Origin of the sequence: Ottowia caeni (assembly GCF_050821495.1) — a bacterium.
GTDB lineage: Bacteria > Pseudomonadota > Gammaproteobacteria > Burkholderiales > Burkholderiaceae_C > Ottowia > Ottowia caeni.
Genome location: NZ_CP151080.1, coordinates 3,324,449 through 3,350,141, shown reverse-complemented (window position 1 = coordinate 3,350,141; position 25,693 = coordinate 3,324,449). Strand labels below are relative to the sequence as shown.

Sequence of the window (25,693 nt, the reverse complement as noted above, 5' to 3'; positions counted from 1 at the left end):
GCCGTCTTAGTAGACGGCATATTCCACCCAAACACTGTGCCTGCTATGGCGGCAATCAGGATCACCCATTACGCGCGCTTTGACGCATCGAGCCTTGTCGCACCGGAACTTGATTTCAGTAGAAGCGGCTCATGTACGCACCGGATCCAGCGTCACCTTGAACCCCATCGCATAGATGACCTTGAACAGCGTGTCGGAGCTGGGCGCACGTTCGCCAGAGAGGCTTTTGTAAAGGCTCTCCCGAGATAGTCCGGTGTCGCGTGCAAGCTGGGTCATGCCTCGGGCCTTGGCAATATCGCCCAGCGCAGCGGCCAGCAATGCGGGGTCTCCATCGTCCAGCACTTGGCGTAGGTATTCAGCAACCTCTTCCTCGTTTTTGAGGTGGTTGGCCATGTCAAACGGACGGGTCTTGATCTTGCTCATTTTGCAACTCCAGAGCCATCGCTTGGGCTCGTTCAATGTCGCGGTCTTGGGTGGCTTTGTCGCCCCCTCCAAGCATCAGAATAATGGTGGTTCCTTGCTTCACGTAGTACATGCGCCACCCAGGGCCGAAGAACTCGCGCATCTCAAACACCGTGTTGCCCACTGGCTTAACGTCGCCCAAGTTGCCGAGGGTGGCTTTACGCAGGCGAACTCTGAGTCGCATGCGGGTGGCCATATCTTTCAGGCCATCAATCCATTCAGAAAACTCTTCGGTTTCGATGACGCTGTACATATTTCTATTGTAGCCTTGCGGCTACATTTTGCAAGCATCTCCAGATGTAGGTCTGGGCGCTGTGAGCGAAATGCATTCCCACCGCTACGCGTGGCATAAAAACGTCTTGGCTGGAGTGTGCTCGAAAACCTCGGCTAGAATTCAGCTCTCGCGGGTGTAGTTCAATGGTAGAACGGCAGCTTCCCAAGCTTCATACGAGGGTTCGATTCCCTTCACCCGCTCCAGTTTTGCGAATCGCGGGCGAGGTGTCACTATGACGGGCTTCCGAAGGAGTGAGGTCTCAAAGGGCTTCTTTCTTCGGCGTAACGGGCTTCCTCGAATTCTGCCTGCATCCCTCCCCATCAAGCATTTTTTTGCTCCCTCAATGCGGAGTTTGGCATCCTGCCCGGTGGGTCCCTGATCGAGGCGCTCACCTTGACCACCCAATCCGGCACATCGGGCGAGGTGTATTCCTTCTCCTGCTACCGCACCACCGAATACGTGATGCTGTTGGGGCTGGCGCAAAGCTGCAAAGACTTCAACCCTAAACTTCTGGAGCAACTACAAGTCCAGTGGCAAGTCAGCGCCATTGCATCTGGCCGGTTTCACGATACGTTCTTGACCGAGGTGGGTAGCGGGTCAGCTGCTTTTTCCATACCCCGTGGTCAGCCGTAGCCGCATCTCAGGCATGGTGATCAATCAGCTTCCCCGTTTCTCAGCGTTGTCCGTCGTGGACCGACACATTCTCTTTGGTGAGTCCTCCCAGCCTGGAGTGCACACGCCCACCTGTACCCATCACTAGACCGAACAGAATTTCATTGGGCCGAGGAGCATCCTGAATGCCGATCTCCATGCTGTTGAAGTGGCTTCGCACATAGGCGGCATGGATGTAGTGAAGTGGCACCATCAGGCGGTAACCGGCATTGGCGACCGCTTTGGCTGCCGGCACGATGGCCTTTGGCTCGCCCAGCACATTGCGCATGGCCCATCCACCGGCCTCGTGCCAGACCGCACCATGCTCCAGTTCGCCGTTGACGCCCACAATGGCCGCCTTGCTGTAAACCTCGACATTATTCTTCCCCAGCGTGTCCACCAGCTCTTGCGCGAGCAGCGTGCCCAGAGAGCGGAGCTCTGCCATGAAGGGTAAGAGATCAGGCTCGTAACGGCCTGCATAGGGGTTCTTGATCACAGCACAAGCTGCTGCCAGTTTGAGCGGTCGGTCTGCTACGGGGCCACCCTCGTGGTAGATGGTTTCGATGGTCAGACTGCGTTTGCGGATATCAATCAAAGACATTGGGGCTCTCTTTGTTCGTTTGCGTCATTGTTTGGGGATCTTGGCGTCGGCGACGACCTGTATCCATTTTTGTGTCTGGCTGGCCACCATGACTTTCATTTCTTCGGGGGTGCTACCCTTTGCCTCACCACCCATCTCTTCCAGTCGGGTTTTGACTGCGGGCACGAGCAGCGCTTTCTGGACCTCAGCGTTGAGTCTGTCCACGATGGGCCTTGGTGTGCCTGCGGGCGCCATGAGTCCCGCCCAGGACTGCACGTCATAGCCAGCGACGCCCTGCTCGGCGACGGTAGGCACGTCTGGCAGTAGAGGCCAGCGCTGGGGGCCGGTGGCGGCAACAGGGCGCAGTTTACCGGCCTTGATGTTGGCCATCACGGCTGTAGGCGGCGCAATGATCATGGGGATGTCGCCGGCCAGCAAGGCCGTGAGCGATCCGGAGTCGCCCTTGTAGGGCACATGCAGCATCCGGGTTCCCGACATGCTTGCCAGCAATTCTCCGGCCAGGTGATGAGTGGACCCGACCCCTGCCGTGCCATAACTTATTTGTTCGGGATTGGCTTTGGCCGCTGCCAGCAGGGCTGACAGGTTGGTGAATTTGCTGTTGGACGGAACGACGATGAGGAAAGGGAAGTACGTGATGGTGCTGATCATCTCGAAATCTTGCACCGTGCGGTAGGCCAGATTGTTGTAGAGCGCGCCGGCCACCGCATGACCGCCTGTGGCCAGCAACAAGGTGTAGCCATCTGGTTTGGCTTTGGAAACGGTTGTGGCTGCAATGGTTCCGCCTGCGCCAGTTTGCGCCTCCACCACCATGGACTGTCCAAGGCCCTTGCTCATTTCCTGTCCAATGGCCCGGGCAATGGCATCGGCGTTGCCTCCGGGCGCAAAACCCTGCAGGATCTTGATTGGGCGCTCCGGATAGGTTTGTGCGCTCACCTGTGAGGTCAGGGCCAGGCATCCGCAGCCCAAAGCGATCAGTAAGTTTCTACGTAGCATGATGTCTCCTGTTGAATGAATCATTCGGCCTGTCTGCGCAAGCCTTCATTGCGGGTACGCATGAAGGGAACCTATGGGTGCATCACCAGCTTTCCTCTGACCATGCCCTTATCGAGCAACTCGTGGGTTTGACGCACCTCGCTGAGTTTGAAAACTTGGTGCTCTGGCGCCTTGAGTTGCCCGTTGGCCATTAGTTCGATGGCTTCGTGCATCAGGCCTCGGCGCAACGAAGCATCTTCATCAAAGGTATGCATCGAAAAACAGCGAATTGCCAGACTCTTGCCGAGCAAGTCACGCATTACTTGAAACACATCTTGTGTCGGCATGCCCTGAACAATGTTGTAGGACACCACAGTGCCCAGCGGTGCCAGACTGCGAAGCCCATCGATCAGGCTTTGACCGCCCAGGTGGTCAAACACCACACTCAGTCCATGGCCTTGAGTGATTTGCTGCACACGCTCTTGCTGGTTTTCCTGAGATGTGCAGATCACATGGTCAAACCCCTGCTTGAGCGCGAAGCTGCTCTTGTCGGCGGTCCGGCTTGTGCCAATAGTGCGCAGGCCTTTGAGCTTTGCCACCTGACACAGCATGCCAGCCACGCCACCTGAGGCGCCGGTGATCAAGGCATATGGGTTGTGCCCATGCACGTCGCCTGCCGCACGCATGAGCGCCAAAGCCAGTTGCAGATTGGGCAAGCTGACCGCGTCTTCAAAAGACAGTGTCGCGGGCAGGCGGTAAGGCGCATCATGCGGCACCACAATGGCTTGTGCGTAGCAACCACCGCGTTGCGCCAGCTCACGGGCACTGACTAGCACTCGGTCGCCTGGCTGCCACTGCTGAACCCCTTCGCCAATCGCATCGATCTCGCCTGCCATTTCAGCGCCCGGGATCGCGGGCAATGGCGGCATCCATTTGTAGGTACCCTTGCGGATCAATACATCAGGCCTGCCAACACCGATTGCGTACGCTTTCACGCGCACCTGCCCAGGGCCTGGTAGTGGATCTGGCAGATCCACTTCGATCAGGTTTTCAGGGCCCCCAGGAACCTGGACTTGAACGGCTTTCATGCTCAGGCTTGAGCAATGATCGGGTTGACGAGGGTGCCAACACCTTCGATCTCCACTTCGCAGATATCGCCAGGTTTCATGAACCGGGCAGGCTTGCGGCTCCAGCCCACCCCTGCGGGTGTGCCCGTGACGATCACATCGCCTGGCACCAGCGTGAAGATGGTGGAGGCATAGCTGATGAGCTTGGCGATCGGGAAGATCATGTGGCCCGTGTGGCTGGATTGAACTACTTCACCATTGAGACGTGTGACCAGCTTCAGTTGCTGGTTTGGGGCGATTTCGTCTGCCGTGACCATCCATGGGCCGAAGCCGCCGGTGGACTCGAAGTTTTTGCCCGAAGCGATTTGCTTGGCGTGGAACTGCCATTCGCGGATGCTGCCGTCGTTGTAGCAGGAGTAGCCAGCCACATGGTCAAAAGCATCGGCCTCGGCAATGTTGCGACCTTCCTTGCCAATGATCACAGCCAACTCGCCTTCCCAGTCGAGGGAGGCGGACACTTTGGGGCACACGATCGGCTGTCCATGGGCCACTTGTGAACGCCACACCCGCAGGAAGATAGGTGGCTCTTCCGAGAGTTCGCGGCTCATGCCTGCGGCTAGAACCTCCTGGTGGTGGTCCATGTAGTTGCGCACAGCGCAGACGATTTTTTCAGGCTTGGGAATGACAGGCAGGAAGGTGATGTCCTTCAGCAGCGCATCGGCGGGCTTGTTGGCCACATCAGCGCTCGCCTTGAGGTATGCCCCTGAGGCGATGTAATCAGTTAGCGTATGGTATTGCGGCATGGCCTTGCCCAGATCGACGATCGCGTCTGGTCCGACCAGAGCTCCCCAGGTTTCGCGGCCTTGGTGGATGAAGGAAAGCAGTTTCATGAAGGTTCCTTGGTGAATTGAGGTATCAGTGGGGTTGAGCGAATTTCGCCTGCCATTGTTCGATGGGCATGAAGCTTGGATCGCTGCGGCAAATGGCTTCGGTTTCTCGAAGTATGGTTTCGTCGTCGCGGGTTAGATCCAGCGGATCCCCGTGTGGCTGCGAGATATAGAAAGGCATGTCGATATAGATTTCGATGGTGTTGCCCTCCGGGTCAGCAAAATAGACCGACAGTGCGTTGCCGTGGTTGAGCGGCGTTACTTTGGTGGCGCCCAGGGCCACAGCCTTGTCTTTGAGTTCCCGCAGGGACTGGATTGAGGGCACAGCAAAAGAAAGCTGCATGACTGTACTGAAGGTCGCTTCGGCCGGTCTACCGCCCGCGATAACCAGCTGATGGTGCTGGTGGGGACTGGAGCTCAGGAATACCAGCGGCGCCTTGAACGTCTTTCCCACGCCACGGTCTGTCTCTACCAAGCCGAAGACGTTCTTGTAAAAATGGACCATCTTCTCCACATCGGTGACGTAGATACCGAAATGCGAAGGCGTAGGTTGACTGACTTTCAGCATGGTGTCTCCTCTTGATCGTAGTAGTGCATTCAGATGCGTTGCGCCTCTACTTGCGTAAACGCGGCCATCACATTTGCCTGTGTGCTGGATATGTGCTCCGCAAGGAGTGTGGTGGCTGTCGCGGCATCCCGGTTCAAAACAGCCTTCATCAATGAGCGATGCTCTTCGTTCTTCTTTTTGGAGACGGTTCGGTTTCTCGCTGCAAAGTGACGGTAACGCTCGGCCTGATCGAACAGGCTCATGCTCCACGCCAGCTGACGTTCCGAGGGGCAGGCGGCTATAAGAGAGAGGTGGAAATCTCTATGGCGCTTGCTCCATTGCGCATCAAGTGCGACCGGACCATGCTGCAGACGTGATTCGATTTTCTCCAGCCTATGAAAGGCTGCCACGACACTGGCTTCCCATGCGTCATCGCCCGCTTGGATGGATTCAGTCAACGCCGGGATATCCAGCATCAAACGCATCTTTGTGATGTCAGCCAGGTCGGCAGGAGAAATGGCTGCAACCCTGAAGCCCTTCCGCTCATCGGCTTTGACCAACCCCTCTTGCACCAAGCGATTCAGCGCCTCTCGCAGTGGGCTGCTGGAAAACCCATAAACGCTCTGAAGCGACTCCAGTTTGAGCCTGGCTTCAGGAGGATGCTGACCCGACAAAACATCTTGTCTAAGTACCTGAAAAGCTTGCTCAGAGATGGTGGTGTTGGAGGTTGTCTCTTGCATGGTTTGAATTTTATGCATAAAAATCCGTTTATGCACACTCAAGAAAACCCTAATGAAGAGACTCCTCTGTCTATGACCTTTGGAACCATATCGGGTAAGAGAGGCAGGGGAGATTCAAAGGTCGCGGTGACACCGAGTTCCTGGGTGGCCCGCTCGGCGAACGGTCACTGACTATCTAGCCGAAGCCACTTAAACGGGGGCTTTCCTTGGTAGTCGACATGTCATTTGACCAAATCGGCGAAATCAGCCGTTGCCGCAAAGTGCTTGCGCAGAGAAGATTGCGCACTGTCGCGATCGATAGTTTTCCGTCCAAGGGCCGAAGTGCCTAATCATCATCCTTCAGCGCATTGATCCGCTGAACGAGCGTGGGATACGAAAACTCCCCAACTCTGGTGTCTACCAGGCGACCTTCGGCATTGAAAAGAAGCGTGGTGGGCAGGCTGCGATGGCCGAGCGAACGGCCTACCTCACCTTGAGTATCCAGCAGCACGTTTTTCAGTGTCAGATTGTTGTTTGCCAGAAACTGCTGGATCTTGGCGGGTGCTTCGCCTTGATTGAGAAATACGATGTGTACCTCAGGATGTTCTTTCTGCACGCGTTCAAAGGCGGGCATCTCGCGTCGGCAGGGCGGGCACCAGGTGGCCCAGAGGTTGATGATGGTGGGTTTGCCGACATACGCGGGCAAAGCGACCTGCGTGCCCTCCATGCTGAGCGTGCTGAAAGTTGGAAGAGATGGCGCGTCACGAGGCGGCAGGTTTAATAGCGCCAGGCCTGAAACCCACACCAAGCTGGATACGGCCAATGCCGGCAGAAGAGGCTTCTTGAGTGAAGGGTGTCTTCGAATCAGGAAAACAGCGCACAACCAAGCCCCCACGGTGCCGGCCCAGGCAGACCAGCCCCCATCACGGATGTCCAGCATGCTCCATGGTGAAGCCAGATAAGCTTGGTGTTGTTGAAGTATGAATCCTGCGCGTGCGGTAACTGCACCGGCGAGCAGGATGAGGTGGATCCGATTTTCAACCTCAAGGCCGGCTTTGCGGCCCAGTCGATTGCCTACGATCAAGGCAGCGGCCAGGACCAATCCAAGAAGAATCAGGCCCGGCGGCAGAGACAGTGGCCCTATTTGAATCGAGTGGATCACTATTTGGTGTTCATGTTTAGAGTTGGCTTTCTCAATGCCGTCCACCAGCCTGCCATTGTGTAGATCAGTATGGTGGATCCGACCAGGCCTGCTCCAAACACCAGGGCGATCAAAAGCCAGTCGGCAGGGCCACCTGCGTCAGTGAAGCCGGAGGATGACACTTTGGCCATCAGGACGAGTGAAAGGGCTCCACCTACTATGCCCAGTGCCTCGGAGCGCACCAGGCGGCGTGAGACAAGGTGCTTTTCACGCAGGAGAAGCGAGGCAAAGGCAATTATGCCCAGGATAACGACGGCCAGCAGCAGCCACAACAAAGGTCCCAGCATTTCCTCGAAGACCGAAAGCAGGACGAGGGGGTTTAGATCTTTCATGAAGATGTCTCCTTAGGCGCGGCCACGCAGCATGCTGATGTAGGTTGGCTTGAGTCCCATGGTTTTCATGACCCAAGTGACCCAGAGCTCCTCCAACGGTGCGATCACGCCGGGGAAGGATGGCACCAGATTGTTCTGGTAATCAAACTCCACCAGCATCGCCCTGCCGAGCCGTGTGATTAGTGGGCATGAGGTGTAGCCGGTGTACAGAGCGTCCGATGTCTTGCCGGCGATTTCGGCGACCAGGTGATCGACGGCAACGGGCACCTGCCATTTGACGCTGGCGGCAGTCTTGCCTTTGGGCACTCCTGCAATATCGCCTACTCCGAAGACGTTGCGGTAGCGCATGTGACGAAGCGTTCCCTTGTCGACCTCCATCCAGCCTTCGGCGACCCAGGGGCCCGTCTTCCATGGAAGGGGGCTGTTGCGGATCGATGCTGGCGCCCGCATAGGTGGGATCACGTGAATGAAGTCGTACCCTTGTTCCTCGGTGCCCTCCGGGGTAGTGAAAGTGGCAATGCGCTTTCCGGGGTCGATGGCCTTGAGCACGCGGTCGTAGTTGACCTTAATGCCCCTGGCCTGGAACAGCATGCGCACTTTCTCCGATACGATGGGCACGCCAAACAACACTTTGTTATTGGCGTTGTAGATGACCTCAGCTTTGCTGCGCTGGCCGCGCCGGGTCAGGTAGTCTTCCGTGACGAAGGTGTACTTCAATGGCGCGCCGGCGCATTTCATCTCGGTATTGGGGCGCAGGAAAACGCCCCTGCCGCCTTTGTCGGCGAAGGCTGACATGGTTTTCCATGTGGCCTCGGCTTTGGCAGGGCTGTGATAGATGCTGCCAATGCCGTTCTGGCCGATCAGGTTCTCGTTCATGCCCTCGATCAGCCCGTATTCGAGCGTCATGCCAACGGCAACGATGAGAAAGTCGTAAGGGAGGGTCTTGCCGCTTTCCGTGACCACCTTCTGGCCGTCCGGGTCGAACTCGGCCACACGCTCTTCTAGCAGTTCCACACCCTTGGGTACATATTCTGCGGTGCTTGAAACCACGTAGCTCGGCGATTTGATTCCTGAGCCGACCAAGGTGAAGCCGGGCTGGTAGAAGTGCTCCTTACGGGCGTCGATCAGGGTGATTTTTGCGCCATCAAGCGCTTCGGACAAGCGAGATGCCGCGGTGAGCCCAGCGGCACCGGCGCCTGCGATGACGATGCGTGCCGAGGTCTTGACCTTGGTTGCCGCGTTCGCAATGCCTGGTGTAAGCATCATGCCAGCGACGCCAACTGAACCTAGCAGGGCTTGGCGCCGATTGATCGGCTTGGAAAATACGTTGTCTCTTCTAAAATTGCTGTTGTCGTGTTCCATGGCCGTTGGGCCGCCGTTTACGGCGGGGCGCAGTAGATTTCCCAGAGGGTGCGCATGATGCGCACGACGTTGTCGTTGGCCAGACGGTAGTAGACGTACTTGCCCTCCTTCTCGGTTGCGACCAGTCCCTCTTGCCTCAGCACGGCCAGCTGTTGAGACAAAGTAGGTTGGCGGACGCCCGTGGCGGCTTCGAGCTCGCCTACGTTCTGACGAGCGGACGCCATCTGACACAGCAGCATCAGACGGTCTTCATTCGCCAAAGCCTTGAGCAACGCGCACGCTTCGTCAGCGTGCTGGCGCAGTTGCTTGTGCGTTTTCAGTTCGCTTTTCTCGAGCGACTTCATCATTTGAGCTCTGTGTTCATTGACATGGCGACCGCTTCATGAACGATTAAAAAAATAATAATATATAAAAATATAAAGTGATTGATCCAAATCAAAGCGCCGAGCTATTGCTCGGCGCTTCCAGGCTAATTGAGGCAGATAGTCGCTATTTGCCCAAGCGCTTCTGATAGATCAGCGGGTAGTGTCTCTGCACCATGGGCCCGTCTAGATTCCAGGCTACGCAGCGGTTAGCCTGGGTGAATTTTGAGGGGTCATCCAGCTCGTTTCGCTTTTGATTGCCGTTGAGTGCAGTGTCTCGCAACTGCTCGCCAGCAAAGGTTTGATACGCTGCCGTGCCCATGTTCACCAAGAGTTCGCGCACATGCGTGCATCCTGCAATACCGCCCAGACATTCGTCGACAGCTTTGCGCCAGCCCGAGGACATGCGACGCCCGACCAATTTCTGGAGGCCAGGAATGGCGGTTTGGCACTCAGAGTACGGCGTGGAGGGCATGCTGAGTTCGATTTCCCTGATCTCCATCGCGTCGTCAAGAGCGGCGCGAATCAGCATGTGATGCACGGGTGTCTCGGGGGGCATCATGCCCTTTTCGCCGCTGGGCCAAGATTTGGACTTGGCGTCCAACAGGGTGGCCTCGATCTCCCAGAGATCGTCAGCGCGTCGGAAACCTTTGAACTTGGTGGTGCGTTCGTGCAGCAGGGTCCGCTCGGTCATGCTTGAGTCAGATGCTTTTCGAAGAACGAGAGGGTGCGCTCGAGCGCTAGCTTGGCGGCCGCAGCATCATAGGAGCCGCGATGGTCGCAGTTGAAACCATGATCGGCTTCGTAGACTTGCACCTCTACCGCCGGTTGCGCCTTCGTGAAGGCCTCGACAGTGTCCATGGTGATGTGCGCGTCCCGGCGACCAAAATGGGCGAGCACGGGTACTTTGGGTTGGCGCTGCAGTTCAGCGCCCACAGTTGAGCCGCCTCCATAGTACGGTGCGGTGGCGCTGAGGCCAGAAAGCAAGGCCGCGGCACGCCATGACAACAAGCCGCCATAGCAATAGCCGACGATGCCGACCTTGCCCTGAGCGATCTTTGCTGCGTAGTCAACCGCAGCCTGAAGGTCCTGCATGACGCCGGGGGCGGGCAGCGCTTCAGCCCGTGCCTTCAGGGCCGCGCCGGCCTGAATGTCTTCAGGGGTGTAGCCCAGCTCCACGTTGTGCTGAAGACGGTGATAAATGGCAGGCGCCACGGCCAGGTAACCATTGGCAGCGTAGCCTTCAGCCACTTCGCGAATATGGGCGTTGACTCCGAAAATCTCCTGCACCACGACAATCGCGCCGCGAGGCTTGCCTGCGGGTTCCGCTACGTAGGCTGGGAAAACGAAGCCGTCGGCACTGGTGAGGTCGATAAAGCTGGCCATTTTCAATCTCCTGAAAGTTTGTATTTCTGCTTATTGATCATAATGAACAGATCAAGAACGCGCAGAGCGGTGGTTTTTCGGTGCTTCGCGTGCAGTGGTGTCTGGCACTACGCGTTGCTATCAGCTTGCCAATTCAGTTTCCAGCGTGATGATGTTTGCTTGCGGGAATGATTGCTGCAACTGGGGCAACAGGTGTTCCTGGTGGCTCAGGAACAGCACTTGCGTCTTGGTAGACAGCGTATGCAATGCCTGTAGGCCCGCTTGGGATCGCTTGTCGTCAAAATTGATAAAGAGATCGTCCGCAATGAATGGTACGGCCGCCCCTTGCTCGGCCTGAAGCTCCAGGGCGGCTATTCGCAGCGCGAGGAACAATTGGTCGCGCGTGCCGTCGCTCAGGCCGGAGATTTTGACGGCCTGGTTGTGGGGTCGGTAGGCCAGCAGTGCGGGTGGCGCCTGGTCATAGTCGATGCGCAGTTTTTCAAAAGAGCCGAGCGTGAGGTTCTTGAAAATTGCACTGGCGTGTTGCAGCAGCGGGCCTTGCTTTCTGTCCCTGTACCTGTCCACTGCCCATTTAAGAAGGCAACTGGCCGTGGCATGCTGCAGGTACTCTTCACCCACACTCGACATGTCGGAAAGAGCCTCCTGTTTCTGGGCTTCCGCTTCCGCTGCCTGCGAACCGCCGTCGATCGCATCGAAGGTTTGCTGTGCCGCTATTTGGGTTTGCAGCAGTTGCGTCTGCTTCTGCTCCGAGTCCGCGAGCGCGTCTCTGAGTGCGAGCAATTGTTCTGGTGCTTCCATGGCTGAGTGGCTCGCCACTTCGGCTTGCACGTGCTCCAGTGAACGCCCGTCAGATCCATTTTCGATCTCGAGCTTTGTGTCGAAGGCTGCCTGCACGAGCTGATCTTTCTGTTGTGCAATCTGCACCAGTGGCAGCGCCAGCATAGGATCTTGCACGCAGGCGGCCTGCAGCAGGGGCTCCAGAGTCAGCCTCGTTTGTTCCAGTGTGGAGCGTGCCTCTGAAAGCTGACGTTGGGCCGTGTCGAGGAATTCCTGCGCTTGCGCCTTCCTGCTCAGTTGCTGCTTGGCGTCCTCCAGCCTCGAGAGCAGGGCGCGTGAGAGTTCGTTGGGGCCGCTTAGGACTAGCTCTGGTGCAATCGCCTGGGCCAATGTCCTCGCCTCATCTTGCAGCTGCTGGAGATCGTTCTCCATGGCTTCGATGCGTTCGCTGCGGTGCGAAGCAATTTTTTCGAGATGCTGCCTGACGAATCGCGCGGCCTCCACCGCCGCTTCAATTTCAGTGGCGTCGTCTTTCATCTGCGATAGATGTGCTTTTGCAAGTGCATCGTTCCACTTCAGCTCCCATTGCTCGAGAGCCTCCTTTGCCACCTCTTTTGCCTTCAGCGCGGCATTCCAGGCGTTTCGAGCAGTATTGAGTTGAAGCGTGAGTGAATGGCGCTCCGCATGAGTTTGTTCAGTTTCCTTGATGTGGGCCTCGGCGACGGTGCAAAGGGCTGCCAGTCCGAATGACGGATTGACCTCCAGGCCCGCTTGCACGATGGCTTCACGCAGATCATGCTGCGCATGCGCAGCGTGGTGTCGCTCGAATTCGTATTCCTGTTTTCTGGCTTCCAGGAGGTCGGCGGCCTGAATGGCTGTGTCGCGCTCGGTCAGCCACTCAGGCATGTCATCGAGCTCGATGCCCGCAAGCCCCATTCTTGATGCTTGCTCCGCCCATTGCGCATCAAACGCTTCGAGTTCCTGAGTTTTTTCCTTGACAGACTGCTGATGGCGCTGGTGGTCCTGTTCTGATTTTTGACGCTGATCTCGAAGAGCCTGTAATGTGGCGCCATCAGTTTCGGCGCGCGTACGCGCATCAACCAGTTCGTCTGCGAGGCGAATAGCAGCGTCAAGCCGTGGCGCACTGTCTGAAAGCGATGTCAGGCCAAACTTGATGGCGTTCCACTGCTCGTCGCGGTCGCTGCGAGCGCCTGAGACTTCAGCAATGGTGACGACTTTGTGCGATTGCGTGAACTGGGCAATCTGCAACTCAAGAGCGGCCACTGCATCTGCATCTTGCTGCGCCAGCGATCGAGCAAGATCCCGCGCCTGGGCGATGCTATGCCGTTGCGTGCGGTAGGCAGCGACACGCTCGGCAGAAGGCAACTGCATGGTTCGAAGGGCATCCACCGTGAGCTGAAAATCTCCCAGGACTGCGATGGCATTCGCTGCAGATCTTTCTGCTGCTGCCATCAAGCCCTGCAAGTTCTTCTGCTTGGTTTCGGTGGTCTTGTACGGCAGGGCTTGCTCCAGAGCCTGGGGAAGCTGATGGTTGACCGCCCTGTGCGGAAGTGCCTCCAACTTGCTTTGCAGCTCGAGCATGGAAGATTCGCGCTCTTGTGCTGCAGCGGTCGCGGCACGCTCGTCTGCGCGGAGGGCGCCCAGCGCCTTAAGCAGAGAGTCGATCGACCGCAGTATTCTGTCGTCAGGGAGTTGAGCGCGCACTTCCTCTTCGGTACTGCCCCAACCGAAATCGGTGCTTCGGGCCAGCACTTCGTTCAGCCATTGCTGGACTTCCTGTCGACGTAGGGGCAGGTCACTTGCATGATTGGCATACAAGCCGCATAGCCGCGCCAACCGCTCGATGCTGGCGGACAACCCCAGCACCTTGTCGTCGACGTGAATGTCTTGCAGTTGCTGCTGGCGGTCGAGAACGTCTCGCTCACGTGTTTTGACGATGCTTGTCGCGGCGTTCAAGTCGGAGATACCGGAGTCCAGCGTTTCCTTGGCGTTTGAAGGAAAGGCGATGGTGTCTCCGAGCGCCTGCAGTTCCTGCTCCAGCCGGGCCAGACGTTCCACCAGGGGCGCCAAGCGGCGAACGCGCTCCCAGGTGGAGCGCTGGGTCTCCAGTTCGCGGCGATGCTTGCGCTCAGCTTGCAGTTGCTCTTCCGCGTGTTGAAGGCTGTCGCGAGCCTCTACCCATTCTTTGGTGCGAACTTGGGCCTCTCTCAGGGATTTTTGCGCCGCGGTGAATCGTTCGGCAGCTTTCGCGTATTCGTTGTTGCGTCCTCGGGTGGCAAACAGCTCCCCAGCCCGTGTGCTGAGCTCATCTCGGATGGCGGCAAACCCTTCGAGCCCAGAGGCTGCCTGGAACAGGATTTGACTGACTGAATTGCGCGGGTCGATGATGCCTTGCCCACCTTTGATCAACTGCTCGTGGTTCAGGCAATGCAGTTGCTCAAAAATGTCTTCCGTCAGTGACCCCAGGGCGATGTCGAGGTAGGTGTCCGGCAGAGGGTCGTCTGCCATGGATCGCAAAGATTTTTGCTGCTTGCTTCGTATGAAAGACAGCGGGCCTGACCCGGTTTCCAGCACCGCAGATAGTCGCAGGTCGCTTTGCGGATGCTTGAAGCCGAGTGGCGATTGGCGATGCATTCCGAACAATAGTTCGGTGATGGCCTTGCGCACGGTTGACTTGCCCGCCTCATTCGGGCCGATGATGACGTGAAAATCGTGCTCCGCTTTCGGAAATGAGAGCAGATGGTCAGTGAATTTGCCGTAGGCAATGAGCTTGAGTTCGTTGATGCGCATTACTCGGCCTTTGAACTCAGCCTGGCGAGCAGCGCCGGAGCAACTTCTTGAACGATGCCCTCAAAATGCTTCTGACGGGCAAGCTCCAGAAGGGGCACGTCATCACGAACTTCATCTGAGGCCTTGTTCAGAAATGGTCGAAGTTGGTCCTGCAACTCGGCCAGGAAATCCGGGTCCTGGCTGGCTTCAGTAAAAATGCCCTGGAGCTCGGCCAGGGCCTCGTGCGATTCGTCAGATGACGGGAGCGAATGCAAGGGAGTGGTGGCCACCTTGACTTTCTCCACCCAGAGTTGCTCGGCGTCGATGGCGGCGGCGTGTGCCAGTACTTGAGCCCGCAGATGAGCGGCGTTTCCAAACAGCGAGCCGTGCAAAGCGGTGTGGCCCTCCAGCACGACACGAACCGCGCGCGGCACGTTGTCAGTTTCCAGAAGACTCGTCAATCCGTGGCCTACCGAGCGTGCGGCGCTTTCCAGATCTGAACAGGAGCTGACGTCTACCCTCAGCAATTCCCAGCGAAGAATATCCAGGAAAAGGCGCTCGACGACAGCATGCCCGGTATCGTCTACGGTCACCAACACCGCTCCTTTGCGGCCCGTTTCGCGTATGTGTCTGCCCTGGAGGTTGCCGGGAAAGACGATGGTCGAGGGGCCGTCCCACCTCTGGTATTCATGCACGTGGCCGAGCGCCCAGTAGTCATATCCTTTGGCGTGAAGCTCGTCAATGCTGCACGGCGCGTAATTTGCATGCGCCGCATAGCCTTGCAAGGCAGTGTGCAAGACGCCAATGTTGAAGTATCCGTTGACTTTGGGCGGGTAGGCAGCGGCCAGGTTTTCGCCAACCGATCGGTTGGCAAAGCTTTGCCCATGGAGCGCCACCTTCAGCTCGTCGATCGTGTGTACCTGGGGCGAGCCTGAACCGAATGCGATCACATTGCCTGGCAGGGCCAGCTTCTTGGTCATCTCGCTCTCGGCGTCATGATTGCCGTAGAGGAGAAATGCGCCAATGCCAGCATGGGCGAGGCGGCCCATTTGCCCCGCGAAGAAAATGCCTGTGTTGTAGTCTCGCCAGTCGCCGTCGTACAGATCGCCGGCAAACACCACGAAGGAAACCTGCTCTTCGATGGCTTTGCTGACCAGTTCTTTCAGGGCTTCGCGCGAGGCGTTCCTAAGTTGTTCTGCGGGGGCGTTCTCGTAGGCACTCAGGCCCCTCAACGGGCTGTCGAGATGGATGTCCGCAGCGTGGATGAATTTGAATCCCAATGGTGTTCCTCTGTGCGTCGCCACTTATTGTGCACTGAGCCTAGATCCGGCAGTTGACCGCTTGCAATCTTCAGGAAAGCCGCATGAACACTCGATTTCTATGCTCCGATAACGCTCACCCATTTGGGCGGCCGGCTGCGGCTGAGAGCGCTACGCTCCCGATCAGGCCGCCCTCGGGCACGCTGGCGGCGTTGCTCGTTCTTGCAGGCTAGGGGACTGTGGCGTCCTCACCCTTGCAGGGCGCAACCCAGCCAGAGGCTGGGCATGTTTGTGCCGTCCAAGGGCGCGCAGGCGCCCTTGGAGCCGCGGCTCAAACCCTTGCCAGCGCACCCGATGACGACCTGCTCGGGCGCGTCCAACTGCCGGCTCTAGGCTGAGGAAACACCGGCCTCACGGGCTACGCTGAGCCTCGTGCACTAGCGACGCACCTCATCCACCAGTGCGCGAAACTCGTCAATGTCTTCGAAGCTTCGGTACACGCTGGCAAAGCGGACATAGGCAACCTTGTCCAGCTTCTTCAGCTCGCGCATGACCAGTTCACCAATGCGGGAGGAGGGCAGTTCGCGGACAGCGGCGGCCAACAGCTTTTCTTCGATGCGCTCAATGGCCGCATCCTGCTGTTCTGTGCTCACGGGGCGCTTGCGCAGCGCAAGGTCCAGCGAAGCCTGCAGTTTGGCGCGCGAATAAGGCACGCGCCGGCCGTCTTTCTTGACAATGGTGGGGAAGCTGACGTCTGGCCTTTCATAGGTCGTGAAACGCTTGGCGCAGTGAGTGCATTGGCGCCGGCGGCGAATGAAGTCACCCTCGTCGGAGATGCGGGTGTCGACCACTTGCGTTTCGGTGTGACCGCAGAAAGGGCATTTCATGGGGGGCTTCCGGGTGGCTATTCAGGTGTCGCTAAGTCAGGGGCGCCGTGAAAGCCCCCATCCCTGCCTTCCCCCAGTGGGGGAAGGAGTAAAGAGTCTAAGGGCTTTGGAGCAAGCCACACTCAGAATGCCGTGGCCGGACCCGCGCCGGCCACGGACATGAACCACCTCACGAAGAGGGAGGGGAGGCCGGCGTGGGCGAAGGCGCGTGAGCGCCTTAAGTGAAGGGTCACTTGTACACAGGGAAGCGGCGAGTCAGTTCCGCCACTTTGGCGCGCACTGCGTTCAGGTTGGCTTCGTCGCGCGGGTTGTCCAGCACGTCGGCCACCAGGTTGGCTGTGGCGCGAGCTTCTTCTTCCTTGAAACCACGCGTGGTCATGGCGGGGGTTCCAATGCGCACGCCGCTGGTAACCATGGGCTTTTCAGGGTCGTTCGGGATGGCGTTCTTGTTGATCGTCATGTGGGAGGCGCCCAGAACGGCTTCTGCCTCCTTGCCTGTGATGCCTTTAGGGCGCAGGTCGACCAGCATGACGTGACTCTCGGTACCACCGCTCACAATGCGCAGGCCGCGCTGGGTAAGCGTTTCGGCCACCACTTGTGCGTTCTTGCGCACCTGAAGGGCATATTGCTTGAACTCAGGCGAGAGGGCTTCCTTGAATGCAATGGCCTTGGCGGCAATGATGTGCATCAACGGGCCGCCTTGCAGGCCGGGGAACACTGCACTGTTGATGGCCTTTTCGTGCTGCGCTTTCATCAGGATGAAGCCAGAGCGTGGGCCGCGCAGGCTCTTGTGCGTGGTACTGGTGACGACATCGGCGTAGGGCACGGGGTTGGGGTATTGGCCGCCAGCGATCAGGCCGGCGTAATGTGCCATGTCGACCATGAAGATGGCGCCAACGTCCTTGGCTACTTTGGCGAAACGTTCGAAGTCAATGGTCAGGGAGTATGCGCTGGCACCGGCGATGATCAGCTTGGGCTTGTGCTCGTGCGCTTTTTTCTCCATCGCATCGTAGTCGATGGCTTCTTGAGCGTTCAGGCCATAGCTGACCACGTTGAACCACTTTCCGCTCATGTTCAGCGGCATGCCGTGCGTGAGGTGGCCGCCTTCGGCCAGGCTCATGCCCATGATGGTGTCGCCTGGCTTCAGGAATGCGAGGAACACGGCTTCGTTGGCCGAAGCGCCGCAGTGGGGTTGCACGTTGGCGGCGTCAGCGCCAAAGAGTTGCTTGACGCGATCGATCGCCAGTTGCTCCACCACGTCGACGTACTCGCAGCCCCCGTAATAGCGGCGGCCTGGATAGCCTTCTGCGTATTTGTTGGTGAGTTGGGTGCCGGCCGCGGCCAGAACGGCAGGGGAGGCGTAATTCTCGCTGGCGATCAGCTCGATATGGTCTTCCTGGCGTTGGTGTTCGGCCTGGATGGCGGCCCAGACGTCAGGATCGGTTTGTTCAATGAGGATTTTGCGGTCGTACATGTTTTGGCAGTCTTCGGTGGAAGAGAAAGTACCTTGCGGGCTGCCCAGGCGAACGGCTGAAACGCAGGCGTATTGCCGGCGGTGCGCTCCCCGTGGTGCCTGGAGACTGATTCGCTCCATATCCACGTCGGCACCTCAGGATTTCTGGGGCCTATCGCCAGTCGCGCACACCACTAAGTTTAGCCGACGCAGAGGTGGGCTGCAGCACTCATTTGTTCGCCGGGAAAAGACGCCTCGTTTCGCGCAAAGCCTTTCGGGGCTACTGCAGAGATAAGAACGCAAAATTTTCTTAGGACAGCGATGCAACCTTGATTGCCGGCGCGCTGGCGTTGGCGGGCGTTGCGGGCACCGCAGTCGGCTCGGCAGGCTTGGCAGCAGCCCGTAAACCCGGCATGTTGTCTGGCATCGGCTTGCCCTTGGCGACCTGATAGAGGCGGGCGTGCTCGGCCAACACCTTTTTGGCGTAGCCGCCGTCGCTGGGGAGGTTGGCTGCACCTACGTAGTAGCGCAGACCGCCCTCTATGGAGCCGGCTCGGGCAATGCATTCCTGCAACACCTTGACTCCCACGCGCAGGTTGGTCTTGGGGTCGAAGGCCGCATACTGACCGCCGAAATGCAGATACTTGTCGGAGTGTATTTCCGTCATCACCTGCATCAGCCCCTGGGCACCCACAGGACTTTGCGCGAAGGGGTTGAAGCTTGATTCAACTGCCATAACCGCAAGGATCAGCGTGGGATCAAGCCGAATGCCGCGGCCCACTGCGTAGGCTTCGGCGACCAATGCTGCCAGCGGCTCTGGTGCGACCTTGTATTTCTTGGCGATCCAGTAGGCCACATTGGCTTGCTCGCGCGGCAGGTCGCCGGGATTGGCGGCGGTGGCACGTTCAATGGCGTCTGGCTCAGGGCGGATGCCCAGGGCAGCCACCTGGCGCGCGGTCAGCCAACTCGTCAGGCGCTCCTCGCCTTGTTGGCGCAGTTCGGGCCGTGTACTGAGCATGATGATGCAGAACACCACTGCCAAGCCTACCAAGGCAAAGCCGTTGTGCATGATTTCGAAAAAGCCTTCGGCCACGTCACCCGCAAACGTGCGCATGCCGCGCCCCAGTTGGGCGATCTTTTCAGTCGCTGTCATAGCACTCCTTATCGTGCCGTCTTCGGTGCGCCGTGCCGCGATACTTGATGATCGCGGCCAACGGGGCAGGACTCGTTGACGGGTTCGGTTTCAGTTGCCCGTGTCGCGTGCGCCGCTAAGACTGGCGCAGATTGCGTAATTGGGGGAGCAAGGTCGTGGTCGGGCTGGGAAATACACCAATGCCAGGACCACGAACCAACTCCGCCCGGGCCTGCCAGGATCGGCAGCAGAGCAGGGGAATTCCCTGAGTTTTTTCGGATGGCGCGATTCTAGTGGCGGGTTAAATACCCAGTCAATAATAAGGATTTGCATTTACATATTGATTTGGTTATGAGTAAGACGTGCCGAAAGGCGGTTGCGATTGCCGCGTCGGAGGCAAGGACGGCCACCTCCGGCCGAATTCAAGCTACTGAGTGCAACGTCTTCGAAGGCCGGTTGTCATGAGATTGAAACGTTCAATCAGCGCTCATTCCAGATTGAAAATTTCATCTGGATGGGTTGGTCTTGTCGGTTTAAAGTGTGGCTGTCCGACGCTTTCGGACATTTCAGGCAAAAGGAGCCAATCTGCTGTAGCCAATACAACGGAACAGGCAATTTCCCAAGCCCAACCTTGAAGGCAATACCTTGCCTTCTACCGTCTCTCAGGAACAGCACGCTTCCTGAAGCGGTGCCGGTGGCATTTGACGCTTTTGTCACGCCGCCAACGGGCCCGGTGTATCTGGCTTCAGGCTGGAACGCCGGGCCTTCTATTTGGGCCGGCAATAATTTGCAATTTGTATGAATTTCTTCCTGCTTGGCAAGGCAGTCTGCATGGACAATCCACCTACCTCGGAGCCTGCAAGGAATGCCCTCGCTGGGTCTATTTCGCTATCGGCGGTTCAGGTTCGGTAGCCATCCAGGATGAGCGATGGAAGATAGCCAGCAAGAAGTACCCACACCTTCACCCGCAGAGGAAAAACCTCAGTTGAACACTGGAATTCGACGGCTCAATCGCTTTGCTCGTCGTTTTGTTTATGCCATAGCGGTTCTGTTAGGGATCTGGCTGCTCGCCTGGCTGGCATTGCCTCCTCTGGCCAAGTGGCAGGGAGAGAAAATTGCCAGCGAGCAACTGGGCCGCAAGGTCAGTATTGGCGCTGTGGAGTTCAAGCCATGGTCGTTGGAACTGTCGGTGCGTGACGTGGCGGTGGCCGGCCCCGGTGGTGGTCCAGCGCAACTGACTGTAAAGCGCGTGTATGCCGACGCGGAAGTGGAGTCAATCTGGCGGCTGGCGCCGGTGTTCGACGCTATTCATATAGAAGAGCCTGTTCTGAAATTGGTTCACCAGGGCGAAGGACGTTACGATTTTGACGACATCGTTGCCCGCCTGGCGAAGCCGCCTGCGGAACCAGACACTGGTCGGCCAGCTCGCTTCGCCCTTTACAACATTGAGTTGAGTGGTGGCTCCATCGACTTCGACGACCAGGCGGTCGAACAGAAGCACCAGGTTCGCGATCTGCGGCTGACGCTGCCCTTTATCAGTAACCTCCCGTCCCAGCGCGAGATCAAGGTGCAGCCACACCTGGCCTTTGTTGCCAACGGCAGCAGCTTTGATTCCAGCGCGCAAGCCCTTCCGTTTACCGATTCTCGGCAAACTGATGCCTCGCTGAGGCTTGCGCAGTTAGATTTGGAGCCGTACCTGGGCTACATACCGGCCGGCCTGCCGATCAAGCTGCAAGCGGCCACGGTAAATGCCGAAATCCGCCTGGGGTTTGAGCAGACACCTGAGCCTTCTTTGAGGCTGAGCGGACATTTTGAAGTGAGTGGACTGAAATCCGTCGACCAGAGCGGGGCAGAAGCGCTCGCATTCGATGCGCTGAAGGTCGACCTGGCCGACGTGCGACCACTTGAGCGGAAGGTGCATCTTGCTTCTGTGGAGCTCAGTGGCCCACGATTAGGTGTGCGACGCGACTCAAAGGGGCGCATCAATCTGCTTATGTCCGAACCCGCGGGGGTCGCAAGCAAACCTGCCGCCAAGAGCGAAGCAGATTCGAAGGCAGATGCGGCTCAGATTAAACAGAACACCTTCCAAGTGGCGGTTGACAAGCTGGCCGTGCATGGAGGCACCATTGAGGTGACCGACCAGGTGCCTGCGGCAGATGACGTGCCCGCTGCATCGCTGCGTTTGGGTCAGTTTGAACTGGCCGCTGCCACCATTGTTTACCCGTTCGCCCAACCTTTGAGCTTCAAGGGCTCTGCGGTGCTGGAGGGTGCAGCGGGGTTGACGCCTGCGGTGCCTGGCCTGGCTTCGGTGGGGCGTGCGCGCAGTGGTGCCAAACGCCCCGATGCGCCAGCGCCCGCAAAGGTGCCCTCTCTGGAGTTCGAGGGCACCGCCACCGATCAGGCCGCCGAGGTCAATGCCAGCGTAAGCAGGCTGCCGCTTGCTTTGGCCGCTCCCTACCTTGCGCAAACGCTGAAACCGAGCCTGACGGGCGCACTTGACGCACGGCTTGGCGTGCAATGGGTAGCCGCCAAGGCGCCTGATCTGCCACAAGACATCAAAATTACATCGGAGCGCATGGCGCTGAACGACCTGATACTGGCCGCAGGCTCGCAGTCGGCTCGACAGGCCGCTGGAGATGCAGGGTCCAGGCGAACCCGCGGTAACGAGGGACCGCTGGCTTCCATTCGGCAGATCGAATTGACAGACGCGCGCGTCGATTTGCGAACCCGTCGCGCCAGTGTGGGCCGGCTTTTGGTCGTGGAGCCGAAGCTGGATGTGGCGCGCGATGAGCGCAAACGCTGGATGTATGAATCCTGGCTGCGCCAGCCCCCAGAGTCGTCGGCGGCGTCAGCGGCGCCAGCGGCGCCAGCCCTGTCGCGTGAAAGCGCAGTCGCTGAATTGCCGTGGAAGGCGGTATTCAACGAGATCGCAGTCAACGGCGGCACGGTGGGTTGGCGCGACTTTGCCATGGCCCGGCCGGTGCGTGCCGACCTGACCCAGCTCAAGCTGGAGGCAAAGCAGGTCGATCTGGATGCCGGAAAGCCCATGCCGGTGGTTTTGTCGGCTCAGCTTGGTACGGGCCGCGCTGACCCCGGGAGGCTTTCATGGCGGGGTACCGTAGGCCTCGAACCGCTGGCCGTGCAGGGTTCGGTGGATGCACAGCGCATGCCCGTGCACGCCTTTGAGCCGTATTTTGGTGATGCGCTAAATATTGATATCTTGCGGGCGGATGCCAGCTTCAAAGGCCAGGTGGCTTATGGCGATACCCGGCAAGGGCCGCGTGCCAGACTGAACGGCGACGTGCTGGTCGAGGAGTTGCGAACCCATAGCCGCCCGGATACGGCCACCGATGCGAATGTGCCAGAGGCGGAAGCTGCCACGACCACCGTTCGCCGCAGTGGCACCACCACCACAACGGCCGTGGCACCAGCTTCTCAGGCGCTTGTGGCGCCGACGACCCGTACGGCCGGAGGCTTGGGGGAGGAGTTGCTGAGCTGGAAGCTGCTGAAACTGGGGGGCCTGGAGGTGGCTCTGGAGCCGGGCAAACCGACCCAGGTGGAGGTCAAGGACACTCTGCTGTCTGATTTTTATGCGCGGCTGATCATTCACCCGAGTGGTCGGATCAACCTGCAAGATATTCTGAAGTCTGCAGAGGGCGTGGCACCTGCGTCATCTACCCCTGCGGCATCGCCTGTCGTCGCAGCGGCCAACGCCATGCCAGCGGCGGGTGAGTCTTCCGCCAGTGCCGTGGGATCCGGCGCTTCCGCCGCGCCTGCACCGGCAGCCCCGGCGGCAGTGGTTGATCCCAATGCACCCGTGATTCGCTTTGGGCCTATCAAGCTCGCCAGCGGCAAAGTGCTGTTTTCCGATCGATTCATTCGCCCCAATTACTCGGCTGACTTGAGCGAGCTTAATGGTAGCCTGAGCGCGTTTTCTTCCGTTGCGCCGGCCAACGGCCCCGAAATGGCCAACCTCCAACTGACCGGGCGAGCAGAAGGCAGCGCGATTCTGGAAGTGTCCGGAAAGCTCAATCCATTGGCCAAGCCACTTGCACTGGACATCAAGGGCAAGGTGCGCGATCTGGAGTTGCCTCCGCTGACACCTTACTCGGTGAAGTACGCCGGGCATGGGATTGAGCGGGGCAAGCTCAGCGTGGACGTGACCTATCTGGTGCTGCCTGATGGGCGCTTGACTGCCACCAACAAGCTGGTCCTTAACCAACTCGAATTCAGTGAACCCGTGCCCGGAGCTCCGGCCAGCTTGCCGGTACGACTTGCCACCGCCCTGCTGGCGGATAGCCATGGCGTGATTGATCTTGATTTTCCGATCAGTGGCTCACTGAATGATCCGCAGTTCAGCCTCGGACCCATCATTTTCAAGGCGGTAGTGAATTTAATTGGCCGCGCCATTACCGCACCATTCACTTTGCTTGCGCGGGCGTTGGGTGGCGGATCAGGCGGCGATGATCTGGCACAAGTTCCTTTTGCTCCTGGCAGCGCCGCTCTGAGCGCCGACGCTCGTTCGCGGCTGGACAAGGTCGCCAAGGCGCTGAAGGATCGGCCTGCGTTGAAGGTGACCGTGATCGGTACGGCCGATTTGGCGGCGGAGCGCGAGGGCTGGCTCCGCGAGCGGTTGAATGCGCTCGTGGCGGCTGAGAGGCGTGGTTCGGGGCAGGCAATTCAGTTGGGGGCGGCTGGTGCCGCAGCAGCGACAGCGGCGTCGGCAGCTTCGGCGCCCTTGGCTGCAGCCAGCGCGACTAAGGCAAGCGACTCCGAGATGAGTGCCGAGGAGTATCCCGTGCTGCTCAGGCGTGTGTATCGGCGTGCCGATCTGCCTGGCAAGCCACGCAATGTCGTCGGCCTCACCAAAGACATACCCATTGCCGAGATGGAGGCGCTCCTTATGGCGCACATTGACGTCAATGAAGATGCAATGCGCCAGCTTGCCGTGCAGCGCGGCGTGGCGGTGAAGGACTATCTGGCCAGCCAGGAGCTAGCTGCTGAGCGCCTTTTTCTGGGTGCCGCGCGCACTGGCAAGGCGGCTACCGAAGCTCCTGCCACGCCGGCTGGTGGGGCCGGCGAGGCGGGTAAGCAGACCGCTTGGGCACCTCGGGCGGAGCTGAACCTGAGTGCGAAGTAGGATAGGCGTTTTCAAGTTTTGGCCAGTCTCGGACTAAACCAGCGAAAATAGCGTGTTCCAGGATTCCTGGAAACCTGTTCAACAGGTTTCTACCCGCTTAGGCGCTCCTCCTTTTTCAGACATATGTTTTCCTTCTCTCGCGACCAAAAAGACCAGCCAGAAGAGCCGCAGGCCGCCAAGCCGGCGCCAGAGGCGCATCCGCTTGACGCTCTCACGGGTGGCGTTTTCTCTGCCGCCACATCGGGCGAGCGTGCCCAGCGCGTGCGCGATTGGCTGGCCTCCGAACCCTCCGTCGAGCAGATGCAAGAAGTGTTCAAGGAACTTTCTGCCAAGGACAAAGGGGCGGCCAAGGCACTGCGCGAAAAGCTCGACGAACTCCGCCGGGCCAAAGGACAAGAGGCTGTGGCAGCTGAATGGGCCAGCAAGGCAGAGGCGCTGCTTGGCGCATCGCGCCTGAACATTGCTGACGCATTGGCTTGGCAACGCGATGCCGCCAAGGCGGGCGCACCGCTCTCGCGCGAGCCTTTGTCGGCACTGCGCAGCGAACTGGTCGAGCGGATCAAGAAAGTTGAAGATCTGCAGCAACGCGTGATGGTGCAGCGTGAAGCCGCCGTCATGCTTGCACAGCGCATTGAGTTGCTCTCCACCAAGCCATGGCAGGACGCCCAAGCCGCGCAACCTGGGCTGGTGGCTGATGTCGAGCGCTGGCGCACCGAGGCGCGTGCCTTGCTGGATGATCCACAATGGCTCAGCGTGGATATGCGCTACCCACCGCAACTCGAGGCTGCACAAAGTCAGCTGACTGCCGTGTGGGAAGCTTTCGAGGCTGTCCTGGCACAAGTGGTTGCTGCCGCAGCCGATGTCAACGCTCCGCTGCCGCCTGTGCCGGTATGGGCCGATGAGTTGCGTGCTGCCCGAGGCGAGCCCACGGCCGCTGCTGCCGCGGCCGCTGCGGAAAAGGCGGAGCGACCTGCCAAGCCGGCGGTTGACCCTGAGCAGCGCGCTGCTGCCACCAAGGCCGTCGAGGTGGGCGTCATGCTGCTGGAACAGGCGGTTGCCAGTGGCAATACCAAGAACACACATAGCTCTACGGCTGCCTTGCGCCAGTCGCTCAAGGTGCATGGCCGCCTGATCGACGACGCACTGGAGGCGCGTGTGCACGCTGCGCTGGTGTCGGCCGGCGAACTGGAAGGCTGGCAGCGCTGGAGCGCCGATAAGGTGCGCGAGCAATTGGTGGCCAAAGCCGAGGCGCTGTTGGTCAAGCGCAAGGTGAAAGGGCAGCGTCCGCCCGTTTCGGCAAAGCAGGATGCATCGGCTGGTGCTGAAACTCCTGCTGCAGAGGTGACGTCCCCTGACCACGCGCCGGAGGCCGTGGCTGCGCCCGATGCAGTGACCCAAGTGACTGACGCACCGGTTTCAGAATCCACTGAGG

The 25,693-nt window shown here is 59.0% G+C and carries 22 protein-coding genes, 1 tRNA gene, 1 pseudogene and 1 riboswitch; of the genes and pseudogenes, 5 read left to right on the top strand and 19 right to left on the bottom strand.

The genetic code is table 11. The features are described 5' to 3' along the window. Window positions 1–129: 129 nt before the first annotated feature. Entirely contained in the window at window positions 130–423 is a 294-nt protein-coding gene (locus AAAK34_RS15770) for an addiction module antidote protein (RefSeq protein ID WP_231694380.1), read from the bottom strand. Next, window positions 395–715 carry a type II toxin-antitoxin system RelE/ParE family toxin gene (locus AAAK34_RS15765; protein WP_231694381.1) on the bottom strand — a complete coding sequence of 107 codons (321 nt, stop codon included), beginning with the start codon at window positions 713–715 and terminating at the stop codon, window positions 395–397. The genes AAAK34_RS15770 and AAAK34_RS15765 overlap by 29 nt, the downstream gene beginning before the upstream one ends. Before the next feature lie 150 nt (window positions 716–865). On the opposite strand from AAAK34_RS15765, the gene AAAK34_RS15760 reads away from it, so the two are divergent. Both AAAK34_RS15760 and AAAK34_RS15755 read left to right on the top strand, forming a co-directional pair. Further along, window positions 866–939, top strand: a tRNA-Gly gene (locus AAAK34_RS15760). Window positions 940–1,129: 190 nt separating this feature from the next. Continuing rightward, on the top strand, window positions 1,130–1,369 hold the full coding sequence (locus tag AAAK34_RS15755) for a hypothetical protein (protein WP_231694382.1): 240 nt from the start codon (window positions 1,130–1,132) through the stop codon (window positions 1,367–1,369). A 40-nt stretch (window positions 1,370–1,409) separates the two neighbouring features. On the opposite strand, the gene AAAK34_RS15750 is transcribed toward AAAK34_RS15755, so the two are convergent. The 14 genes from AAAK34_RS15750 to AAAK34_RS15685 all read right to left on the bottom strand — a co-directional run bounded on the left by AAAK34_RS15750 (window position 1,410) and on the right by AAAK34_RS15685 (window position 15,670). Continuing rightward, the gene (locus tag AAAK34_RS15750) at window positions 1,410–1,988 is read right to left on the bottom strand and encodes an amino acid synthesis family protein (RefSeq protein WP_231694383.1); all 579 of its coding nucleotides are present in this window, start codon (window positions 1,986–1,988) and stop codon (window positions 1,410–1,412) included. A 24-nt stretch (window positions 1,989–2,012) separates the two neighbouring features. Continuing rightward, a complete protein-coding gene (locus tag AAAK34_RS15745; protein WP_231694384.1) occupies window positions 2,013–2,981 on the bottom strand; it encodes a tripartite tricarboxylate transporter substrate binding protein in 969 nt (322 codons plus the stop codon). Between the two features lie 71 nt (window positions 2,982–3,052). Next, complete coding sequence (locus AAAK34_RS15740; RefSeq protein WP_231694385.1) at window positions 3,053–4,048, bottom strand: zinc-dependent alcohol dehydrogenase family protein; 996 nt, start codon at window positions 4,046–4,048, stop codon at window positions 3,053–3,055. A gap of 2 nt (window positions 4,049–4,050) precedes the next feature. Further along, complete coding sequence (locus AAAK34_RS15735) at window positions 4,051–4,917, bottom strand: fumarylacetoacetate hydrolase family protein (RefSeq protein ID WP_231694386.1); 867 nt, start codon at window positions 4,915–4,917, stop codon at window positions 4,051–4,053. A gap of 25 nt (window positions 4,918–4,942) precedes the next feature. Then, entirely contained in the window at window positions 4,943–5,482 is a 540-nt protein-coding gene (locus tag AAAK34_RS15730; RefSeq protein WP_231694387.1) for a VOC family protein, read from the bottom strand. Window positions 5,483–5,511: 29 nt separating this feature from the next. Next, window positions 5,512–6,201: an FCD domain-containing protein gene (locus AAAK34_RS15725; protein WP_431777470.1), complete on the bottom strand. Its 690-nt coding sequence runs from the start codon at window positions 6,199–6,201 to the stop codon at window positions 5,512–5,514. A gap of 325 nt (window positions 6,202–6,526) precedes the next feature. Beyond that, window positions 6,527–7,342: a prolipoprotein diacylglyceryl transferase family protein gene (locus AAAK34_RS15720; protein WP_431777469.1), complete on the bottom strand. Its 816-nt coding sequence runs from the start codon at window positions 7,340–7,342 to the stop codon at window positions 6,527–6,529. Continuing rightward, window positions 7,342–7,713 carry a DUF5368 domain-containing protein gene (locus AAAK34_RS15715; protein WP_231694390.1) on the bottom strand — a complete coding sequence of 124 codons (372 nt, stop codon included), beginning with the start codon at window positions 7,711–7,713 and terminating at the stop codon, window positions 7,342–7,344. Before AAAK34_RS15715 ends, AAAK34_RS15720 begins: the two co-directional genes overlap by 1 nt. A 12-nt stretch (window positions 7,714–7,725) precedes the next feature. Then, window positions 7,726–9,075 carry an NAD(P)/FAD-dependent oxidoreductase gene (locus tag AAAK34_RS15710; RefSeq protein ID WP_431777468.1) on the bottom strand — a complete coding sequence of 450 codons (1,350 nt, stop codon included), beginning with the start codon at window positions 9,073–9,075 and terminating at the stop codon, window positions 7,726–7,728. A gap of 17 nt (window positions 9,076–9,092) precedes the next feature. Continuing rightward, window positions 9,093–9,422, bottom strand: a complete 330-nt coding sequence (locus AAAK34_RS15705) for an ArsR/SmtB family transcription factor (RefSeq protein ID WP_431777467.1) — start codon at window positions 9,420–9,422, stop codon at window positions 9,093–9,095. A gap of 142 nt (window positions 9,423–9,564) precedes the next feature. Next, a complete protein-coding gene (locus AAAK34_RS15700; RefSeq protein ID WP_231694392.1) occupies window positions 9,565–10,131 on the bottom strand; it encodes a DUF2889 domain-containing protein in 567 nt (188 codons plus the stop codon). Further along, on the bottom strand, window positions 10,128–10,823 hold the full coding sequence (locus tag AAAK34_RS15695; protein ID WP_231694393.1) for a dienelactone hydrolase family protein: 696 nt from the start codon (window positions 10,821–10,823) through the stop codon (window positions 10,128–10,130). Before AAAK34_RS15695 ends, AAAK34_RS15700 begins: the two co-directional genes overlap by 4 nt. Window positions 10,824–10,943: 120 nt before the next feature. Next, window positions 10,944–14,411: an AAA family ATPase gene (locus tag AAAK34_RS15690; protein WP_431777466.1), complete on the bottom strand. Its 3,468-nt coding sequence runs from the start codon at window positions 14,409–14,411 to the stop codon at window positions 10,944–10,946. Beyond that, the gene (locus AAAK34_RS15685) at window positions 14,411–15,670 is read right to left on the bottom strand and encodes a DNA repair exonuclease (protein ID WP_231694395.1); all 1,260 of its coding nucleotides are present in this window, start codon (window positions 15,668–15,670) and stop codon (window positions 14,411–14,413) included. The genes AAAK34_RS15690 and AAAK34_RS15685 overlap by 1 nt, the downstream gene beginning before the upstream one ends. Before the next feature lie 83 nt (window positions 15,671–15,753). Here AAAK34_RS15685 and AAAK34_RS15680 point away from each other — a divergent pair, with 83 nt between their 5' ends. After that, window positions 15,754–15,882 carry a hypothetical protein gene (locus tag AAAK34_RS15680; protein ID WP_431777465.1) on the top strand — a complete coding sequence of 43 codons (129 nt, stop codon included), beginning with the start codon at window positions 15,754–15,756 and terminating at the stop codon, window positions 15,880–15,882. A 204-nt stretch (window positions 15,883–16,086) separates the two neighbouring features. Here AAAK34_RS15680 and nrdR read toward each other — a convergent pair whose 3' ends face one another. From nrdR to AAAK34_RS15665, 3 genes are all read right to left on the bottom strand, one after another. Further along, window positions 16,087–16,536 (bottom strand): transcriptional regulator NrdR, encoded by a 450-nt coding sequence (nrdR, locus tag AAAK34_RS15675; RefSeq protein ID WP_231694396.1) that lies wholly within the window; start codon window positions 16,534–16,536, stop codon window positions 16,087–16,089. 229 nt (window positions 16,537–16,765) lie between these two features. Further along, a complete protein-coding gene (gene glyA, locus AAAK34_RS15670) occupies window positions 16,766–18,010 on the bottom strand; it encodes a serine hydroxymethyltransferase (RefSeq protein WP_231694397.1) in 1,245 nt (414 codons plus the stop codon). 35 nt (window positions 18,011–18,045) lie between these two features. Further along, window positions 18,046–18,185: riboswitch (ZMP/ZTP riboswitch) on the bottom strand. Window positions 18,186–18,299: 114 nt separating this feature from the next. Further along, window positions 18,300–19,142: a lytic transglycosylase domain-containing protein gene (locus tag AAAK34_RS15665; protein WP_231694398.1), complete on the bottom strand. Its 843-nt coding sequence runs from the start codon at window positions 19,140–19,142 to the stop codon at window positions 18,300–18,302. 964 nt (window positions 19,143–20,106) lie between these two features. On the opposite strand from AAAK34_RS15665, the gene AAAK34_RS15660 reads away from it, so the two are divergent. Together AAAK34_RS15660 and AAAK34_RS15655 are read left to right on the top strand one after the other, a co-directional pair. Then, the gene (locus AAAK34_RS15660) at window positions 20,107–24,261 is read left to right on the top strand and encodes a DUF748 domain-containing protein (protein WP_431777464.1); all 4,155 of its coding nucleotides are present in this window, start codon (window positions 20,107–20,109) and stop codon (window positions 24,259–24,261) included. A gap of 123 nt (window positions 24,262–24,384) precedes the next feature. Next, window positions 24,385–25,518, top strand: a pseudogene (locus tag AAAK34_RS15655) (DUF349 domain-containing protein); the annotation flags it as partial. Window positions 25,519–25,693 lie beyond the last annotated feature (175 nt).

Excerpts from the sequence above, each read along its gene's own strand:
- AAAK34_RS15695 (WP_231694393.1), bottom strand. The coding sequence starts at position 10,823 with ATGGCCAGCTTTATCGACCTCACCAGTGCCGACGGCTTCGTTTTCCCA.
- AAAK34_RS15690 (WP_431777466.1), bottom strand. The coding sequence starts at position 14,411 with ATGCGCATCAACGAACTCAAGCTCATTGCCTACGGCAAATTCACTGAC.
- AAAK34_RS15680 (WP_431777465.1), top strand. The coding sequence starts at position 15,754 with ATGAACACTCGATTTCTATGCTCCGATAACGCTCACCCATTTGGGCGG.
- glyA (WP_231694397.1), bottom strand. The coding sequence starts at position 18,010 with ATGTACGACCGCAAAATCCTCATTGAACAAACCGATCCTGACGTCTGG.
- AAAK34_RS15740 (WP_231694385.1), bottom strand. The coding sequence starts at position 4,048 with ATGAAAGCCGTTCAAGTCCAGGTTCCTGGGGGCCCTGAAAACCTGATC.
- AAAK34_RS15715 (WP_231694390.1), bottom strand. The coding sequence starts at position 7,713 with ATGAAAGATCTAAACCCCCTCGTCCTGCTTTCGGTCTTCGAGGAAATG.
- AAAK34_RS15725 (WP_431777470.1), bottom strand. The coding sequence starts at position 6,201 with ATGCAAGAGACAACCTCCAACACCACCATCTCTGAGCAAGCTTTTCAG.
- AAAK34_RS15665 (WP_231694398.1), bottom strand. The coding sequence starts at position 19,142 with ATGACAGCGACTGAAAAGATCGCCCAACTGGGGCGCGGCATGCGCACG.
- AAAK34_RS15750 (WP_231694383.1), bottom strand. The coding sequence starts at position 1,988 with ATGTCTTTGATTGATATCCGCAAACGCAGTCTGACCATCGAAACCATC.
- AAAK34_RS15710 (WP_431777468.1), bottom strand. The coding sequence starts at position 9,075 with ATGGAACACGACAACAGCAATTTTAGAAGAGACAACGTATTTTCCAAG.
- AAAK34_RS15735 (WP_231694386.1), bottom strand. The coding sequence starts at position 4,917 with ATGAAACTGCTTTCCTTCATCCACCAAGGCCGCGAAACCTGGGGAGCT.
- AAAK34_RS15745 (WP_231694384.1), bottom strand. The coding sequence starts at position 2,981 with ATGCTACGTAGAAACTTACTGATCGCTTTGGGCTGCGGATGCCTGGCC.
- AAAK34_RS15705 (WP_431777467.1), bottom strand. The coding sequence starts at position 9,422 with ATGATGAAGTCGCTCGAGAAAAGCGAACTGAAAACGCACAAGCAACTG.
- nrdR (WP_231694396.1), bottom strand. The coding sequence starts at position 16,536 with ATGAAATGCCCTTTCTGCGGTCACACCGAAACGCAAGTGGTCGACACC.
- AAAK34_RS15730 (WP_231694387.1), bottom strand. The coding sequence starts at position 5,482 with ATGCTGAAAGTCAGTCAACCTACGCCTTCGCATTTCGGTATCTACGTC.
- AAAK34_RS15700 (WP_231694392.1), bottom strand. The coding sequence starts at position 10,131 with ATGACCGAGCGGACCCTGCTGCACGAACGCACCACCAAGTTCAAAGGT.
- AAAK34_RS15765 (WP_231694381.1), bottom strand. The coding sequence starts at position 715 with ATGTACAGCGTCATCGAAACCGAAGAGTTTTCTGAATGGATTGATGGC.
- AAAK34_RS15770 (WP_231694380.1), bottom strand. The coding sequence starts at position 423 with ATGAGCAAGATCAAGACCCGTCCGTTTGACATGGCCAACCACCTCAAA.